Below are 15,623 nucleotides of genomic sequence, written 5' to 3' on the forward strand. Positions count from 1 at the left end.
TCCTCGCCGACGGCTTTAACCCGAACCTGCGTCGGCCTACCGCTTATGTGTTTTCCTGTACTTTGACGGCGACATCCCAATCAGCTTGGTAAACAGCCTTGAAAAATAATAAGGGTCGTCAAAGCCCAGTTCTGAGCAAATTTCCTTAATGCTCCTGTCGGTAAAGTACAGGTACTGGCAGGAGGTTTGAATCTTGAGCAGGTTAAAATAGTTAATAGGTGATGAGCCTGTTTTTTGTTTAAACAGCCGCAAATAATGTGATGCCGAAATTCCCTGTTGTTTTGCCAAATGCATCACTTCAAACTTTTGACTGATGTGTTTTTTCATATAAGCGATGGAGTTGCTCACAAAATCGTTATCATAATCAACCGGGTTGGTTTGCTTATAATACACCATCGAGGAGATAAAATTGAGCAGGTTGATGTTAACAATCTCCATTTCTTTTTCATGATAGCTGTGTTCAAGCACGGCATAGATTTGCTCGTACAGCTTAATCCGGCTGCTGTCGTACGGAACGGATTGTACCGCAGGCTGCCCGTTTTCGAGCGAGCGCTCATAGATCAGGTGCGAATTTAGCCCGCTGAAGTGTACCCAGTAAATGCTCCAGGGATTGGTTTCCGAGCTTTTATAACGGTGTGCCACGTTACGGGGGATGATGAAAAAAGTATTGGGTTTAAGGGTGTGGCCCTGGCCCCCTAAATAAACATAGCCTTCTCCATCAACGCAATAAAGAAAAATATATTCGTTACTGCCTGTACGGCGTTCACGGTCATGAAAGGCCGCCTTGGGATAATAGCCGATAGCGGTAAGGTAAAAGCCTTTGATCAAAGCATTGCTGGTGATGGCTTTTTTTATGTTTGGTGGCAATACGATCATTTTTTGACCGATAAAACCTTCTTTGATCCGTTTTTTAGGTTCGGCTATCGCATTCATAACGCTGCTGTATAACTGGCGATTAAAGGTATTTATTTTTTTTATCCCGGCAAGATTTTAATAGCTGCCGGCAAATGATAGTATTATCCATCACTTTTTAAAGAATATCCATTTTTTTAACACCTGTTTCATAGTAGGTTTACCAAAACCAATTAGGGCTAAAACAAGTCAGGCAAATTACCTGGCTGTTTAATGAAGCTGATAACTTATGAACAAACAATTTAAATATCTGAACGTACATGGCTGTTAACACCACAACCCGTTTATGGGGGCAGCATAACGGTCATAACGTTTATCTTTTCAAAATTGAAAACGGGAGCGGGGCCTATGTTGAACTTACCAATTACGGCGCGGCCATTGTTTCAGTTGCGGTGCCCGACAGGCTGCAGCACTTTGAAAACGTGGTAGTTGGTTTTCCTGACCTGAACGGGTATTTAACCGATAGCTGCTACATCGGCTCAACCATAGGCCGGTACGCCAACCGTATCAGCAGGGTAAAATTTCAGCTCGAAGGCGAAACTTTTCACCTGGATGCCAATGAAGGTAAAAATTCCAACCATGCCGGTAAAAGCGGTTTTAACTATAGGGTGTTTACTGCCGAAGCTTTTGATAATGGTGTAATGATGACCCTGACCAGCCCTGATGGCGATGGGGGTTATCCCGGTAAGTTGGAGCTTATGGTTATCTATACCTGGAGCAATGATAATGAGTTGCTGATCAATTATAAAGCTACTACCGACAAAGCTACGATAGCAAATTTTACCAATCACGCTTACTTTAATTTATCGGCATTTAAAAGTAAGATCTATAACCACAAACTTACCCTGCTATCGGATAGTATTGTGGATTTGCACGAAGACTATACGCCGAGCGGGGCAATTATACCAGCCGGGCAAAAGGCTTTCAATAATAACAAGCTGGGCGATAAATTTAATATAGATGAAAACCATGTTGAGGGCCTTAACCTGTTTTACATTATCAACAGGGGAGCCAGGGAGAACGGCTTAACTTATGCCGCTCTTTTAACCGACGAAGCATCGGGCCGTGCCCTTAAAGTTTATACGGATTATCCCGGCGTGTTCCTGTACACCGGTGATTATTTAAGCAGCACTACGGCTACGCATACTGGCCAGGGGGCGAAACCTTTTGATGCGTTGTGCCTGGAGTGTCAGCATTATCCGGATAGCATCAATCATCCTGATTTTCCGCAAGCTGTATTGCGGGCAGGCGATGTATATAACCAAAGCATTTTATACAAGTTTGGCACCCTATGAAGCTGAAAGCAAAAGGCAGAAAGCCCAAAGCTTATTTAATAACGGACTTTAATTAAAGTAAATTTATACAGAGAGAAGAAACTAACCAGTATCAAATGACCATCGATTTTAAAAAAGAAGTAAAGTTTAACAGCGGCTATATTATAGGGATCTCCTTTATATCGGCACTGGGCGGTTACCTGTTCGGCTTTGATTTTGCCGTAATATCGGGCGCGCTGCCGTTCCTCCGCAAGGAGTTTGCGCTTGACCCTGTTTGGGAGGGCTTCCTTACCGGGTCCCTGGCGCTGGGCTGTATCGTGGGTTGTATCATAGCCGGCCGCATTGCCGAAAAATACGGCCGTAAACCAGGTCTCATGGTTGCGGCGTTTATTTTCGCGGTATCGTCACTGGGTATAGCCTTTTCAACCGGGCTTACTTATTTTATCATTCTGCGTTTTGCAGCGGGCATAGGGGTAGGGATGGCATCAATGCTTTGCCCCATGTACATTGCCGAAATTTCCCCGGCACAGGTTCGGGGGCGTAATGTAGCTATCAACCAGCTTACCGTGGTATTGGGCATCCTGATTACCAACCTGTGCAACTATTTTTTGGCCGACAGCGGCGATAATGCCTGGCGCTGGATGTTTGGTTTGGGCACGGTACCTGCCGCGATATTTTTATTAGGGGTTATAGCCCTGCCCGAAAGCCCCAGGTGGCTGATCAAGGCCGGCCACCACGCTGATGCCGAAAAGGTACTTTACAAAATAGGCTCCGAAGAGTTTGTGACTTCAACACAGCAGGCTATTGAAAAATCGCTTAGCGGCGCAAAAAAGCAATCGTACCGCGCCGTATTTGAAAAAAGCGTACGCCCCGCCGTATTGATAGGCATTACACTGGCTGTGTTTCAACAGTTTTGTGGCATCAATGTGGTGTTTAACTATACTTCAACCATTTTTGCCTCGGTGGGTTCAAGCTTAAACCAGCAGCTGTTTGAAACTGTTTCTATCGGTATAGTTAACCTGGTTTTTACCTTGCTGGCCATGTGGCAGGTTGATAAGCTTGGCCGTAAGCCGTTGATGCTCATCGGTTCATTGGGCTTGTCCATATTTTATATTGTATTGGCTTACCTGCTGCAAAATCACTTAGCGGCCGGGCTGGTATCCATATTTGTGTTGCTGGCCATCAGCACTTACGCGCTTTCACTTGCGCCTATAACCTGGGTACTTATTTCAGAGATCTTCCCTAATAAAATCCGCGGCGCGGCATCAACGGTGGCCATTGTATCATTATGGGCTGCCTATTTTATATTGGTGTTCACCTTCCCGATACTGGCTAAGGTACTGGGCACTTACGGGCCATTTTATATGTACGCGGTGATCTGCTTTTTAGGCTTTTTGTTTGTGCTTAAAAAAGTAAAAGAAACCAAAGGCCAAACCCTTGAAGAGTTAGAAGAAAATTTAGTAAGACATTAATAATCATAAGCCACATGAATAATTTGTATGTAAATGTTTGGGAAGAGAAGGTAGTTATCCCAACCTACGGTATAGGGAAGCCCGATAAAAACCCCATGTTTTTTGAAAAGCGCGTTTACCAGGGCAGCAGCGGCAAGGTGTACCCTAACCCGGTTATCGAAAAAATTTACGACCAAAAAGAAGATAAAGAATACGCAGGCCTTTACCTCGAGAATAAATACCTCAAAGTACTCATCCTGCCCGAGCTTGGCGGCCGTATCCAGATGGCTTATGACAAAATCAGGGACCGTCATTTCATTTATTATAACCAGGTAATTAAACCGGCACTGGTAGGTTTAACCGGTCCCTGGATTTCGGGCGGTATTGAATTTAACTGGCCGCAGCACCATCGCCCAAGTACTTTTGAGCCGGTTGACTATAAGATTGAAGAAAATGCCGATGGCAGCAAAACCGTTTGGGTTAATGAAGTGGAGCGCATGTTCCATACCAAAGGTATGGCCGGTTTTACGCTGCACCCGGATAAGGCTTACATCGAAATAAAAGCAAAGCTCTATAACCGCTCGGCCCTGCCGCAAACCTTTTTATGGTGGGCTAACCCGGCGGTGAAAGTTAATGACGATTACCAGTCTGTTTTTCCGCCTGATGTGAACGCGGTTTTTGATCATGGCAAACGCGATGTTTCTACATTCCCAATCGCTACAGGAACTTATTATAAAGTTGATTACTCGCCGGGAACAGATATCTCAAGGTATAAAAACATTCCGGTGCCAACGTCGTACATGGCTATCAACTCCAATTACGATTTTGTAGGCGGTTATGAGCATGACAGTCAGGCTGGTTTGCTGCACGTAGCTAATCATCATGTATCGCCCGGCAAAAAACAGTGGACCTGGGGCCACAGCGATTTCGGCCTGGCCTGGGACAGGAACCTAACCGACGAGGATGGCCCTTACATTGAGCTCATGACGGGTATGTTTACCGATAACCAACCCGATTTTACCTGGTTGATGCCGCACGAGGAAAAACATTTTACCCAATACTTTATGCCATACCGCGAGCTTGGCGTTGTAAAAAATGCTACCAAAGATATCCTGCTGGCACTTGATTATACGGAGGGCAAACTACTATTGAAAGTTTACGTGACCGGCGAGCAAAACAACCTGAACATCAAACTGCAGCATGATGGCAAAGTATTATTGAGCGAAAAAGTTTGCATTGTACCAGAACAGGTTTATACCCGCGAGATAGCCGTTAAGGATATTAACGAGAGCCTTTTGCTGCTTACCGTACATTCGGCAGCGGGCAAAGAACTCATTAAATATGATGCGGCAAGCAATAAGCTTAATAATATCCCCGAAGCTGCCAGGCCGGCCCTGCTGCCTGCCGATGTGGAAAATAACGAGCAGTTGTTTTTAACAGGCCAACACCTGGAGCAGTACCGCCATGCTACTTATAGCCCGGTTCCTTACTATGAGGAAGCCCTGCGCCGCGATCCCAAAGATATCCGCAATAATAATGCTTTAGGCTTATGGTACCTGCGCCGCGGACAGTTTGCCAAAGGTGAACCTTACTTCCGCAAGGCGGTTGAAACTATCACCCAGCGTAACCCTAATCCTTACGATAGCGAGTGTTATTATAATTTAGGTTTGGCTTTGAAATTCCTCGGCAAAAAAGAGGATGCATACAAAGCATTTTACAAAGCCACCTGGAGCAATGCCTGGAAAGATAGCGGCTATTTTTCGGTAGCACAGATCGACCTGGAGAATGGCGATTATGAACTGGCGCTTGATCATTCCTTATCTTCTTTGGATAGAAATGCCAATAACAGTAAAGCCTATGTTTTGCGCTCGGCGGCTTTCCGTAAGCTCTGGCGTTTTGAAGATGCTGTCGAGGTAGCTATAGCGGCAATAAAAAGGGATGCGTTTAACTTAGGTGCTTTGTTTGAGTTGGTTTATGCTTACAAAGCTTTGGGCAATAGAGGAAAAGGCACTGCCACCCTTAATGAACTTATTAAACTATCGCGCGGTTATTACCAAAATTACATTGAATACGCGCTTGATTACGCCAATGCCGGCCTGTACCAGGAAGCTGCCGATTTGTTGAATTATGCGGTGAACGGTGATGTTACCAGCCCGATGGTATATTATTACCTGGGCTACTTTGCGTATAGGTTAGGCAATAATGAACAGGCTTCCGCATATTTTAAACAGGCCTCAGCTGCCGATTCGTACCTGTGCTTCCCCGATAGGCTGGAAGAGGTCAGCGTACTGAAACTGGCCGCTGAGCTCGTGCCCACCGATGCCAAAGCACCTTATTATTTAGGCAACCTGTTTTATGATAAACTGCAGTATGATGATGCCATCGCAGCCTGGGAAACATCGGCAAAACTGGACGATACGTTCCCAACCGTATTCAGGAATCTGGGTATAGCCTATTATAATAAACGTAATGACCCGGCAAAAGCTTTAATTTGTTTTGAAAAAGCCTTCGCGCTGGATAGAACAGATGCCCGTGTACTGATGGAACTTGACCAGCTTTACAAAAAGCTGAACTATTCTGCAGAAGCACGACTGAATTTTGTTGAAGCTAATCTGGAGACTGCCAAACTTCGTGATGATGTTTATTTAGAGCGTGCAACGCTGTATAACTTTTTAGGCGAGCACCAAACCGCTTTTGAACAAGTAATGCAAAGAACTTTCCACCCATGGGAGGGAGGTGAAGGCAAGGCATCCGGCCAGTATGTTGCAGCTTTGGTTGAATTGGCCAAGCAAAACATCCGCGATTGCAAATACAATGAAGCCATTGAACGGTTAACACAGGCACAAACTTACCCACATAATTTAGGCGAGGGTAAACTATTCGGCACACAGGAAAATGACATCTTTTACTGGCTGGGCCAGGCCCATGAAGGCCTGCAGCAAACTGAACAGGCTAAGGCTTGTTTTGAGCAGGCAGCCATAGGTTTGGAAGACCCGACAGCGGCTGTTTTTTATAACGATCAGCAGCCGGATAAGATCTTTTATCAGGGTTTGGCAAAAAAATGTCTGGGTGACAGTACATCGGCCGAACGAATCTTCAAAAAACTGCTTAATTATGGTATCGGGCACATGGATGATAACGTAAAAATTGATTACTTTGCCGTCTCGCTGCCAAATTTGCTCATTTTTGAAGATGATCTGCAGGTAAGGAACCGCGTGCACTGCTATTTTTTACAGGGACTGGGATACCTCGGTTTACGTGATTTTGAGCAGGCACAAAAGGCCTTTACCGAGGTTCTGAAACTGGATGCAGGGCATTTTGGGGCGAGGATACATCAAAACATGATAAACCAAATTACCGAAGCAGCCGGTTAAACCCAAAAATCACACGTGAGAACTACTCAAAAAAAAACTTTACCACTGGGCCTGCTTTTCGCAGGCTCAATGCTGTTGGCCGGCAGGGCAGCAGCGCAGGATGTAACCATCCCTGTTGAAACACAGCACAACGCTATTGTATTACAAACCGATGCCGAAAAGCACCTGAACATGGTATACCTGGGTGCAAAGCTTGCCAATACAGCCGAGTATGCAGGCATCTCAAAAATGTACAAACAAGCCGATGATTCGGGCGTACAAAACGATGCTTACACACCATCCGGCTCGGCCAGTCTTGGTGAACCGGCTATTACCGTTACCCATGCCGATGGCAATAAATCATTGAACTTAACCTACGTAAGCCATACGGTGAGCAAGGTTGATGATGATATTTCATTACTGGTAGTTACCATGAAAGATCCTGCTTATGATTTTGAGGTGAAGCTATACTACAAAACCTATTTTAAAGAAGATGTAACTGAGCAATGGTCGGTGATAAAACACAACGAAAAGGGGATAGTAACACTTGATAAATATGCGTCGGCCAATTTAAACCTGAAGGGTAATACTACCGGCGGTTTCTGGTTAAAACAATACCACGGCAACTGGGCTATGGAAATGCAGCCCGAAGAAGCCCGTTTAACCCATGGCATTAAAACTATCGACAGCAAATTGGGTACCCGTGCCAACCTGTATGAGCATTCGATGTTCGCCATATCAATGGATAAACCTGCTACCGAAGATGAAGGCAAAGTGCTTTACGGGGCTATGGAATGGTCGGGCAATTTCAGGATTGATTTTGAGCTGGATGTAGCCAATAACCTGAAAATTATTGCAGGGATTAACAATGCGGCATCCGAGTATCATTTAAAGCCCGGCGTTGAATTTACCACGCCCGCTTTCCTGTATACCTATTCAGACCATGGTAAGGGCGATGCCAGCCGCAAGCTGCAAAGCTGGGCCCGCAAATACAAAATTGTTGATGGCGAGGGTTCAAGGCTAACGTTGTTGAACAACTGGGAGTCGACTTATTTTGATTTTAATGAAAGCAAGCTTGCCGGTTTGTTAAAAGATACCAAAAAGTTAGGAGTCGACTTGTTTTTGTTGGATGATGGCTGGTTTGGTAACAGCCACCCGCGTAACGGTGATAACGCAGGTTTGGGCGATTGGCAGGAAAACAAGCAAAAGCTTCCAAATGGCATCAGCTCGCTCGTGAAAGAAGCGCAGGCCAACGGTGTAAAATTCGGCATCTGGATTGAGCCGGAAATGGTTAACCCTGCCAGCGACCTGTACAAAGCCCATCCTGATTGGGTGATTAAACAGCCCAACCGTCCTGAAAAGTATTTCAGGAACCAGCTGGTGCTTGATCTGGCCAACCCTAAAGTACAGGATTTTGTATTTGGCGTGGTTGACGGCTTGTTCACCAAAAATCCTGATCTGGCTTATATCAAATGGGACTGTAACGCGGTTATTTACAATGCTTATTCAGCTTATTTGAAAAAAGACCAGTCGCACATTTACGTTGATTATGTGAATGGTTTGTATAACGTATTGAAACGTGTGCGCGCCAAATATCCTAAAGTGCCTTTGATGCTTTGCTCAGGCGGCGGAGGCAGGGTTGATTACGGTGCATTGCAATATTTTACTGAGTTTTGGCCAAGTGATAACACCGATCCGCTGGAGCGTGTGTTTATCCAGTGGGAGTATTCATTCTTCTATCCGGCTATCACCAGCTCAAACCATGTTACCGATTGGGGCAAACAACCTATTAAATATCGTGTGGATGTGGCTATGATGGGTAAAATGGGCTTTGATATTGTGATAGGCAAATTAAGTGAGAGCGAACTGAGTTTCTGTCAGTCGGCGTTGAAAAATTATGATGCTTTAAAAGATGTCATCTGGCATGGCGACCAGTACCGCTTAGCTTCGCCATGGGACAACGACGCGGCATCTATCATGTATGTAAGCGACGATAAATCAAAGGCGGTAATGTTCAACTACCTCGTGAATAACCGTTACGGATCAGGCAGCAAAGTGCCCGTACGCCTGAAAGGCCTCGACCCTAATAAAAAATACCGTGTAACAGAGATTAACCTTTATCCGGGCGCGGGTTCGGTTTTAGGCAAAGAGGATTTAACTTTTACAGGTGACTTCCTGATGAATGTGGGTATTAATCCCGGAAACAGCGCCTATCACACCAGTGTAGTGCTGCAGTTAGAAGCGATGTGATAAGATACTTATAAAAACGAGAAAGGGAACGGCTTGTCGTTCCCTTTCTCGTTTTATGAACTGGTTGAAGTTTAGCGGTAGCGTAACTTCGACCTAAAATGGGTTAAGCTTTCAGCTTAACTTGATAAGTAATTAATAGTCGCAGTTTCGGAAGCAGGATGCTTCCATTGTTTTAGGACGAAGTTACGCTCTCGCTAAACTGCGACCAGTAATGTGCGGTAATGTGTGCCTTTATTTAAGGCGATACAGATGCTTGAGTTGTTTGATTAATTCTTTATAATTCCGTGTTGAAAAGGTGTCTATGGTTAACTTTTTGCTATTAATGAGTACGATTGTTGCTTTTGAACCGGTATGGATAAGAATTTTATTTCCCCGGGTTGAGCTTTCAACTTTAAATGGTTTTTCGGTAACTTTTTCAATGTTGGCTAAGAGGACGCTCTGTTTTAAAAACAAAAATGGCCTTTTTATAATCAATGCATCTCGGGTTAATTCAATTGATCGTATTGTTAATAATGTAATGAAAGAACCAATTGTAACAAAAGCAAAAAGACCTGCAAGTAGATAAAATTCAATTGTCGGTTCTTCTTTATGTATATTGGCCGAGTTACATATTATCCATGTAACCCAGCCACCGAAGGCCATGCCTGATATACAGGTTATATACGCTGCTAAACTCGGTTTGGCAATAACAACAGGTGTTTCCCTCATGAAGTATGATAGCTATGATTATCTCAACTTCTTCGTCATATCAAAATGCTCAACCCTTGCGGCACCCAGCGGCAGTTTGCTGCAGGCAGAGTAGAAAATATAATCCTTATCCTCAGTAATCCCCGGTAGCAGTTTATTAATAACCTTCCCAATCTGTATGTTCTCGCTTCTTACTGCGGTGGTATCGGCAATGTTTACTTTGGTTGTATAATAAATTACCGGGAACCAGCCATGGCTGTTTTTTTGATTGCCAATCCGGAATACCTGCGGTTCGCCTGCAACACCATCAATTACTACCGGGAAACGGTATTGTTTTACTGTTGCCTCCGCAGCATCCTGGAATAATTTGCCTGCATCGGTATCGTGTTCGTATTGCCAGTAGTCGTTAGGGGCGGTACATTGTAAAGCAAGTTCAAGGGTTAAACGGGCATCGGCAAAATGCTGTTTATTGTATTTCTTTTTTCCCAGCTCATAAAGCTCCGGGGCTGTTTTGCCGTTAATTTTATAAGTATTTACATTTACCGAGGTTAGTTTCCAGCCATAATCGTATTTGGCATACAGTGCCGTGATCATTTCCTGGTTTGGCTGGCTTTTATCCTTCGGCAAAAAAAGCGCCATGTACATTTCGTGGGTAATACCATTATAGATCATTTTATAGCTGTTAATGCCTGCCGACGGATTGCCTATGGTATCTGTACTGCGATGTTTATTTACAATGTAATATTCATCGTAAATATCATAGTCGGCAGTTTTAACAGCGTTGCCTACTATCTCTATTTGCCTTAGATTTGACTTGTCGTCCAACATCTCCCGCGATTCCATATTGCTGATATCATCACTGTTGCCGGTGCGGAGATCATGGAGCAGTTGTTCGTTAAGTTTGTGGAAATCGTCGCGTTTACCGCCGGGAATCTGGTCGTTTCGCCATGCTCCCGGCTGTTTAATACAGCTTTGTAATGATATAGCCAGTAAAGCGAAGGGAATGAGTTTAATTGTGTTTTGGTATAGGGTTTTCATATTACCCGTAATAATATGAAAAAACACTCAATTGTACTATCGCCACCGGTTTATGAATAACCAAGGTTTTGCATAATGGGATATAGCGGTTGGCTGTTTCACTTTAAGCAGATAAAATCCGGTTTGGAAAAGTTAACATTACTGACATTTTACTAAAGAATCCTGCCAGTGTATGTTAAATATTTATGGGTATCATAAAAAAGGTTTCTTTTGAATTTGCCTTTTCACAACCTGTGGCTATATTGCTTTTAATTACCAAATGTGTTGCGTTCCCTTACAAGGGGAACTGAAATTTATATGGAAAACTTCAATGAGATTTTTGATCTGGAAAACTTCTTTCGCTTGTCGCCCGATTGGTTATGTGTTGCCGGGTTTGATGGTTACTTTAAAAAAATTAACCCGGCTGTTTCCAAAACTTTAGGTTATACCGAAAGCGAACTGTTTGCAAGGCCTATCGATTCATTTGTTTATCCCGAAGACAGAAGCATCACCGCAAGTAAACGTGAGAGTATAAAGAAAAACAATCCGCTGTATAATTTTGAAAACAGGTATGTAACCAAAAGCGGAGAAATAGTATGGCTTTCATGGATCTCGATGCCAGTACAAAAACAGCAGCTGGTTTTTGCTATTGCCAGGAATATTACCGACAAAAAGAAACTGGAAGAATTTAGCAAAGTATCACTCGTATCGGTAAAAAATAACGAAATTGAAAGAGGGGCGGAGTTAAGTACACATAACCTAAAGCCAATCAGTGAACTTTCTATTGCCGATCAGCTTTGGCTTTATGAGCTTGAAACGCTGGTAAGAAAATATATTGGAAAAGTTGATTTGATCATTGTATTGTTAAGTAATGAAATGGGTTTAAGTGAAAGGCAACTCCACCGGCGCATAAAAAACACCACGGGTATTACGCCAAATAATTATATCCGGCGAATCCGTTTACTGATGTCGATGGAGGCAATCAACAGCGGTAAATACCGTACCGTGGCCGAAATATCTTATATAGCAGGGTTTGAAACGCCGGCCTATTTCCGGAAACTGTTTAAAGAATTTTATGGTCGTGATATAGCCGAATTTTTGCAATAGGTATAAAGCCGCCTCTCTTATTTGACCCTTTTCATCGGGAATTGTATTGCCTTTTGCCTCCCTTTCCTTGTCCCCGATATTTCGGCCAACAACGAGTCGTTAGTGATTTGGGTATAGGTTATTTTTTGCGGGAAATCATGCTCCGGATTTTCAAAAACGAAGTGTTTATTGTCAGACGAGATGAGTGTAAAAGTTACCGCTTTGCCATCGTTTTGATTTTTTACCGTTGGGATGTAGTAAAGCTTACCGGCACGTTGCTCCAGTCGGATCTGTTCGGATGATACTGTGTCAGCGCCAGTCAACGAATAGCTTCTGCCGAGAAGGGTAGAGTCGTTAAGCTTTTTCCACGTTTCAATATCCAATGTTTTTGCTGATTGACTTCTCCAGCTGCCTATAAGCCAACTGGCTTGCGCAATAGGGTTGTTTTTTTGCTGGGCAAAAGAGTGGTGGGCGAATGCAATGCAGATTACAATGAGTAGCAGTAATTTAAAATGACGAAACAGGATCATGGTTGGCGAATAAAGTAGTTGAATTTACAAAAATACGTTCTTATTTCACGCAAAGTCGCTAAGCCGCAAAGGTTTAATTAGCGTCTTTGCGGCGCAGCGAGAGCATAACCTTGTCGCAAATGCCCCTGTTTTTTGTCGCGTACATAGCCCCGTATTGTTGGTCATTTTCAGGATCTTTGATTAAACCAAAAGTTAAAGCCATGGAAAATCCTTCAGCAAATAATGCGGATATCATCAGCATAACCGAAGCCAAAAAGATACTCGACGTGAAAATGTCGATGCTTAATGGGTCAACCCTTGAACAGGTGATGATGAACAATGCGAGTTTTAAGGATGTATGCATCACGGGGCTTAAAATTACCGATGCTAACCTGAGCGACCTTGAAATTGAAGGCGCGCAGCTTGGCGGCGCTTACATTCACAACATAGGCATGCCACCCGAAGGCCATCCTGCTTATAACCCCACGGCCAAGCAACGTCCTCTTAAATTTGAAAGTTGCGATTTGCAGGGCAGCACAATAACTGATTGCAACCTAAGTGGCGTCAATATTTCCGACTGTAACCTGAACGGTATGAAAATTAACGGCATCGATGTGGCTGATCTGCTAAAGGTGTATCAGAAGCAGGGGGAATAGTGAATGTGTATGGCGCATACGTCAGGGGCCTCTGCGAGTTTAAGTTAACCCATAAAATCGCTTGTTGTTTAAAAAGTCGTCGTGTTTTGCCCCTCTGGGGCAAGGATATTCTATAACTGTACGAGCTACAAACCTTTTGCACCTCTGGTGCACCCGTCCTTAGGCAATTAATACATGTTTATTAAAATTGTAAAAATCCCCCAGAGGGAAAAAGGTTTGTAGAAATAAGGTCACACCCCTTACCCGAACCCGAGAGGGGTTCAACTTATGCCGATTACCAATTTGACTATTGATTTTGTGGGTTAACTTCACCGCGTGCTATTTGAACAGTGAGCCTGCATAGCGTATACATCAGGATCCTCTGCGAGAGATCCTGATGGGACGTTTTTTGGGTTATCACATAATTAGCTTTCGGCATTTAGCATTTAGCTTTCAATTATTTAGCAGCCACCCACACATTATCCTTTTTATTGCTATCAGGATCATAGGTAGTACCAAGTACAATCTTTTTAACCGCTTTTTTTGCAGTGAAATTAACTGTGGTTGTTTTGTTACCGGTAGACCAAACAGCAATACTTTTGTGTATCAGTTCGGTAGTACCATCGGTATAACTAATGGTTAGGTTAACGGGGATGGGCTTACTGCCAACTTTAGTAATTGTGGCAGCATATTTTAACCCGGCGTTAGTCATTTTGCTGATGGCGAGGTCGGTTACGCCATTGTCAAAGAACCAGGCTTTCCAAAACCAGTTAAGGTTTACGCCCGAACCGGTGTTCATACAATTAAAAAAATCGTAAGGCATAGGGTGTTTGCCATGCCATTGTGTAATATAGTAATGCAGGGCTTTGGTAAACAGTTCATCGCCAAGCATATCTTTTACATATAAATAGCCCAGGCCTGGTTTGGGATAGCTGTCGGTAAAACCGGCTGGGCCAGTGAGCATTGGTGTAAGGGTCATTACCGGCACATCAACCTCGTGGCCGGCGCTTTGTTCAACTGCGGCAACACCATATGGATCCACTATGGAGGGATCAATCTCCGGACTTACCAGCCATTCGCCGATGGTTGCCCAGCCTTCATCCATCCAACCGTATTTGGTTTCATTAATACCCATGTAAAAGGGAAACATGGTGTGGAAAATTTCATGATCGGTAAGCTCAATGGCATCGGCCTTATCTTCCAGCGGATTGTCATTCACCATCATCGGATATTCCATCTGGTCTAAACCGTCAAAAACAGTTTCATGCGGGTATGGATATGGCCATTTCGGGAATTTGTAGCTCATCACTTCCACCGTTTTACGGGCGTAGTCAACTACGGCATAGTAATCTTTATGCTTTTCGTTAAATACCGCATCAACGCGGGTACGCCTGCCGGTTTTCGGATCAACCACCAGGCTCGATGCTTTCCATAAATAATGGTTGCTGGCAGCAAAAACAAAATCGGTAACGCTATCGGCCTCAAACTTCCAGGTGTTAGTTGGATTGTTTTTGGTGATGTTGCCCGCTTTAATATCATCTTCGGTAATAATATCAGTTACCTTATCACTTGTGCCGGCATCAGCAATGCGTTTAACGATCCGGCTGTCATAAACGTCGCCGGCGTTTTTCAGATCGCCTGTCGCCCAAACTTTATAGTCGCCGGGTATAGTGATCTCCGCGCTGAAATGGCAGAAATCGTTATAAAATTCCTGTGCGCCAACGTACGGATAATCGTTCCACCCGTCAATATCGTCATACACTGCTACACGCGGGAAGAAATAGGCAATGAAGAATGCGCCGGTATCAATCTGGCCGGTACGGATATGTGACCCTTTATTTAAAGTATAAGCGTAGCTGATATCAAAATGTACTTTTTGCTTTGGAGCGATAGGGGAAACCCTTTGCGTCATGTTGGTACCGTTGATACGGCGGGTTTTAGCGCTGTCGGGTGTTTTATTATCAATGCTAAGGCTTTTGATGTGCACCCCATCGGTCAAGTCAGCGGCCGAAACCTGCATTTGGCGTACCGAGCCTTTTTTATATAAGTTAGGGTAAAGTTTAAATTGTACCCGCTTTAACGTATCGGGGCTGTTGTTAACATAATCAATACCAACCGTACCACTTAACAGGCGGGTTTTAGGGTCGAAATTTACTTTGATCTTATAGTCGGCCGTGTTTTGCCAGTAATTTTTGCCGGGTGCTCCGGTTGTGGTGCGTGTTGCTTTGGTGTAGGTTTTTTGCAGGTTTACAGCTATGGGTAAGCTTTGCTGAGCTAATGCTGCAGTAGCGCCCAATAATAAAGCAAAAGGCAATAATTTTTTAATACTGATCATTTATGCGGATATATATGAGTTATATTTGAGGTAAATATAATAAACCGTTACAGAACCCGGTAAGCGATAATTTTGTATCGCCGGTATGTTACAGGGCAAATCAACTCACGGTTT

The 15,623-nt window shown here is 43.9% G+C and carries 11 protein-coding genes; 6 read left to right on the top strand and 5 right to left on the bottom strand.

Features of this window, described 5'->3' with window-relative positions; genetic code table 11:
- Positions 1 to 36: 36 nt before the first annotated feature.
- Complete coding sequence (locus MusilaSJ_RS21675; RefSeq protein WP_274986889.1) at positions 37 to 933, bottom strand: AraC family transcriptional regulator; 897 nt, start codon at positions 931 to 933, stop codon at positions 37 to 39.
- 239 nt (positions 934 to 1,172) lie between these two features.
- Between MusilaSJ_RS21675 and MusilaSJ_RS21680 the strand changes: the two genes are divergently transcribed.
- From MusilaSJ_RS21680 to MusilaSJ_RS21695, 4 genes are all read left to right on the top strand, one after another.
- The gene (locus tag MusilaSJ_RS21680; RefSeq protein WP_274986890.1) at positions 1,173 to 2,207 is read left to right on the top strand and encodes an aldose epimerase family protein; all 1,035 of its coding nucleotides are present in this window, start codon (positions 1,173 to 1,175) and stop codon (positions 2,205 to 2,207) included.
- Between the two features lie 65 nt (positions 2,208 to 2,272).
- A complete protein-coding gene (locus MusilaSJ_RS21685; RefSeq protein WP_274990474.1) occupies positions 2,273 to 3,658 on the top strand; it encodes a sugar porter family MFS transporter in 1,386 nt (461 codons plus the stop codon).
- Positions 3,659 to 3,672: 14 nt separating this feature from the next.
- Positions 3,673 to 7,011 (top strand): DUF5107 domain-containing protein, encoded by a 3,339-nt coding sequence (locus MusilaSJ_RS21690; protein WP_274986891.1) that lies wholly within the window; start codon positions 3,673 to 3,675, stop codon positions 7,009 to 7,011.
- A gap of 15 nt (positions 7,012 to 7,026) precedes the next feature.
- Complete coding sequence (locus MusilaSJ_RS21695; protein ID WP_274986892.1) at positions 7,027 to 9,240, top strand: alpha-galactosidase; 2,214 nt, start codon at positions 7,027 to 7,029, stop codon at positions 9,238 to 9,240.
- Between the two features lie 231 nt (positions 9,241 to 9,471).
- Here the strand turns inward: MusilaSJ_RS21695 and MusilaSJ_RS21700 are convergent, their stop codons facing one another.
- Together MusilaSJ_RS21700 and MusilaSJ_RS21705 are read right to left on the bottom strand one after the other, a co-directional pair.
- A complete protein-coding gene (locus MusilaSJ_RS21700; protein WP_274986893.1) occupies positions 9,472 to 9,948 on the bottom strand; it encodes a hypothetical protein in 477 nt (158 codons plus the stop codon).
- Between the two features lie 18 nt (positions 9,949 to 9,966).
- Positions 9,967 to 10,965, bottom strand: coding sequence for a hypothetical protein (locus MusilaSJ_RS21705; protein ID WP_274986894.1), 999 nt, complete (start codon positions 10,963 to 10,965; stop codon positions 9,967 to 9,969).
- A 297-nt stretch (positions 10,966 to 11,262) separates the two neighbouring features.
- On the opposite strand from MusilaSJ_RS21705, the gene MusilaSJ_RS21710 reads away from it, so the two are divergent.
- Positions 11,263 to 12,051, top strand: a complete 789-nt coding sequence (locus tag MusilaSJ_RS21710) for a helix-turn-helix domain-containing protein (protein WP_274986895.1) — start codon at positions 11,263 to 11,265, stop codon at positions 12,049 to 12,051.
- Positions 12,052 to 12,068: 17 nt separating this feature from the next.
- Here the strand turns inward: MusilaSJ_RS21710 and MusilaSJ_RS21715 are convergent, their stop codons facing one another.
- Complete coding sequence (locus MusilaSJ_RS21715) at positions 12,069 to 12,560, bottom strand: DUF6265 family protein (RefSeq protein ID WP_274986896.1); 492 nt, start codon at positions 12,558 to 12,560, stop codon at positions 12,069 to 12,071.
- 200 nt (positions 12,561 to 12,760) lie between these two features.
- Here MusilaSJ_RS21715 and MusilaSJ_RS21720 point away from each other — a divergent pair, with 200 nt between their 5' ends.
- Positions 12,761 to 13,195: a pentapeptide repeat-containing protein gene (locus MusilaSJ_RS21720; protein ID WP_274986897.1), complete on the top strand. Its 435-nt coding sequence runs from the start codon at positions 12,761 to 12,763 to the stop codon at positions 13,193 to 13,195.
- A 436-nt stretch (positions 13,196 to 13,631) separates the two neighbouring features.
- Here MusilaSJ_RS21720 and MusilaSJ_RS21725 read toward each other — a convergent pair whose 3' ends face one another.
- Entirely contained in the window at positions 13,632 to 15,509 is a 1,878-nt protein-coding gene (locus MusilaSJ_RS21725; RefSeq protein WP_274986898.1) for a M1 family metallopeptidase, read from the bottom strand.
- Positions 15,510 to 15,623 lie beyond the last annotated feature (114 nt).

Origin of the sequence: Mucilaginibacter sp. SJ, from assembly GCF_028993635.1 — a bacterium.
GTDB lineage: Bacteria > Bacteroidota > Bacteroidia > Sphingobacteriales > Sphingobacteriaceae > Mucilaginibacter.

Bases quoted from the DNA above. Each gene is read 5' to 3' on its own strand.
- MusilaSJ_RS21720 (WP_274986897.1), top strand. From the start codon at position 12,761: ATGGAAAATCCTTCAGCAAATAATGCGGATATCATCAGCATAACCGAA.
- MusilaSJ_RS21705 (WP_274986894.1), bottom strand. From the start codon at position 10,965: ATGAAAACCCTATACCAAAACACAATTAAACTCATTCCCTTCGCTTTA.
- MusilaSJ_RS21715 (WP_274986896.1), bottom strand. From the start codon at position 12,560: ATGATCCTGTTTCGTCATTTTAAATTACTGCTACTCATTGTAATCTGC.
- MusilaSJ_RS21725 (WP_274986898.1), bottom strand. From the start codon at position 15,509: ATGATCAGTATTAAAAAATTATTGCCTTTTGCTTTATTATTGGGCGCT.
- MusilaSJ_RS21700 (WP_274986893.1), bottom strand. From the start codon at position 9,948: ATGAGGGAAACACCTGTTGTTATTGCCAAACCGAGTTTAGCAGCGTAT.
- MusilaSJ_RS21690 (WP_274986891.1), top strand. From the start codon at position 3,673: ATGAATAATTTGTATGTAAATGTTTGGGAAGAGAAGGTAGTTATCCCA.
- MusilaSJ_RS21675 (WP_274986889.1), bottom strand. From the start codon at position 933: ATGAATGCGATAGCCGAACCTAAAAAACGGATCAAAGAAGGTTTTATC.
- MusilaSJ_RS21680 (WP_274986890.1), top strand. From the start codon at position 1,173: ATGGCTGTTAACACCACAACCCGTTTATGGGGGCAGCATAACGGTCAT.
- MusilaSJ_RS21710 (WP_274986895.1), top strand. From the start codon at position 11,263: ATGGAAAACTTCAATGAGATTTTTGATCTGGAAAACTTCTTTCGCTTG.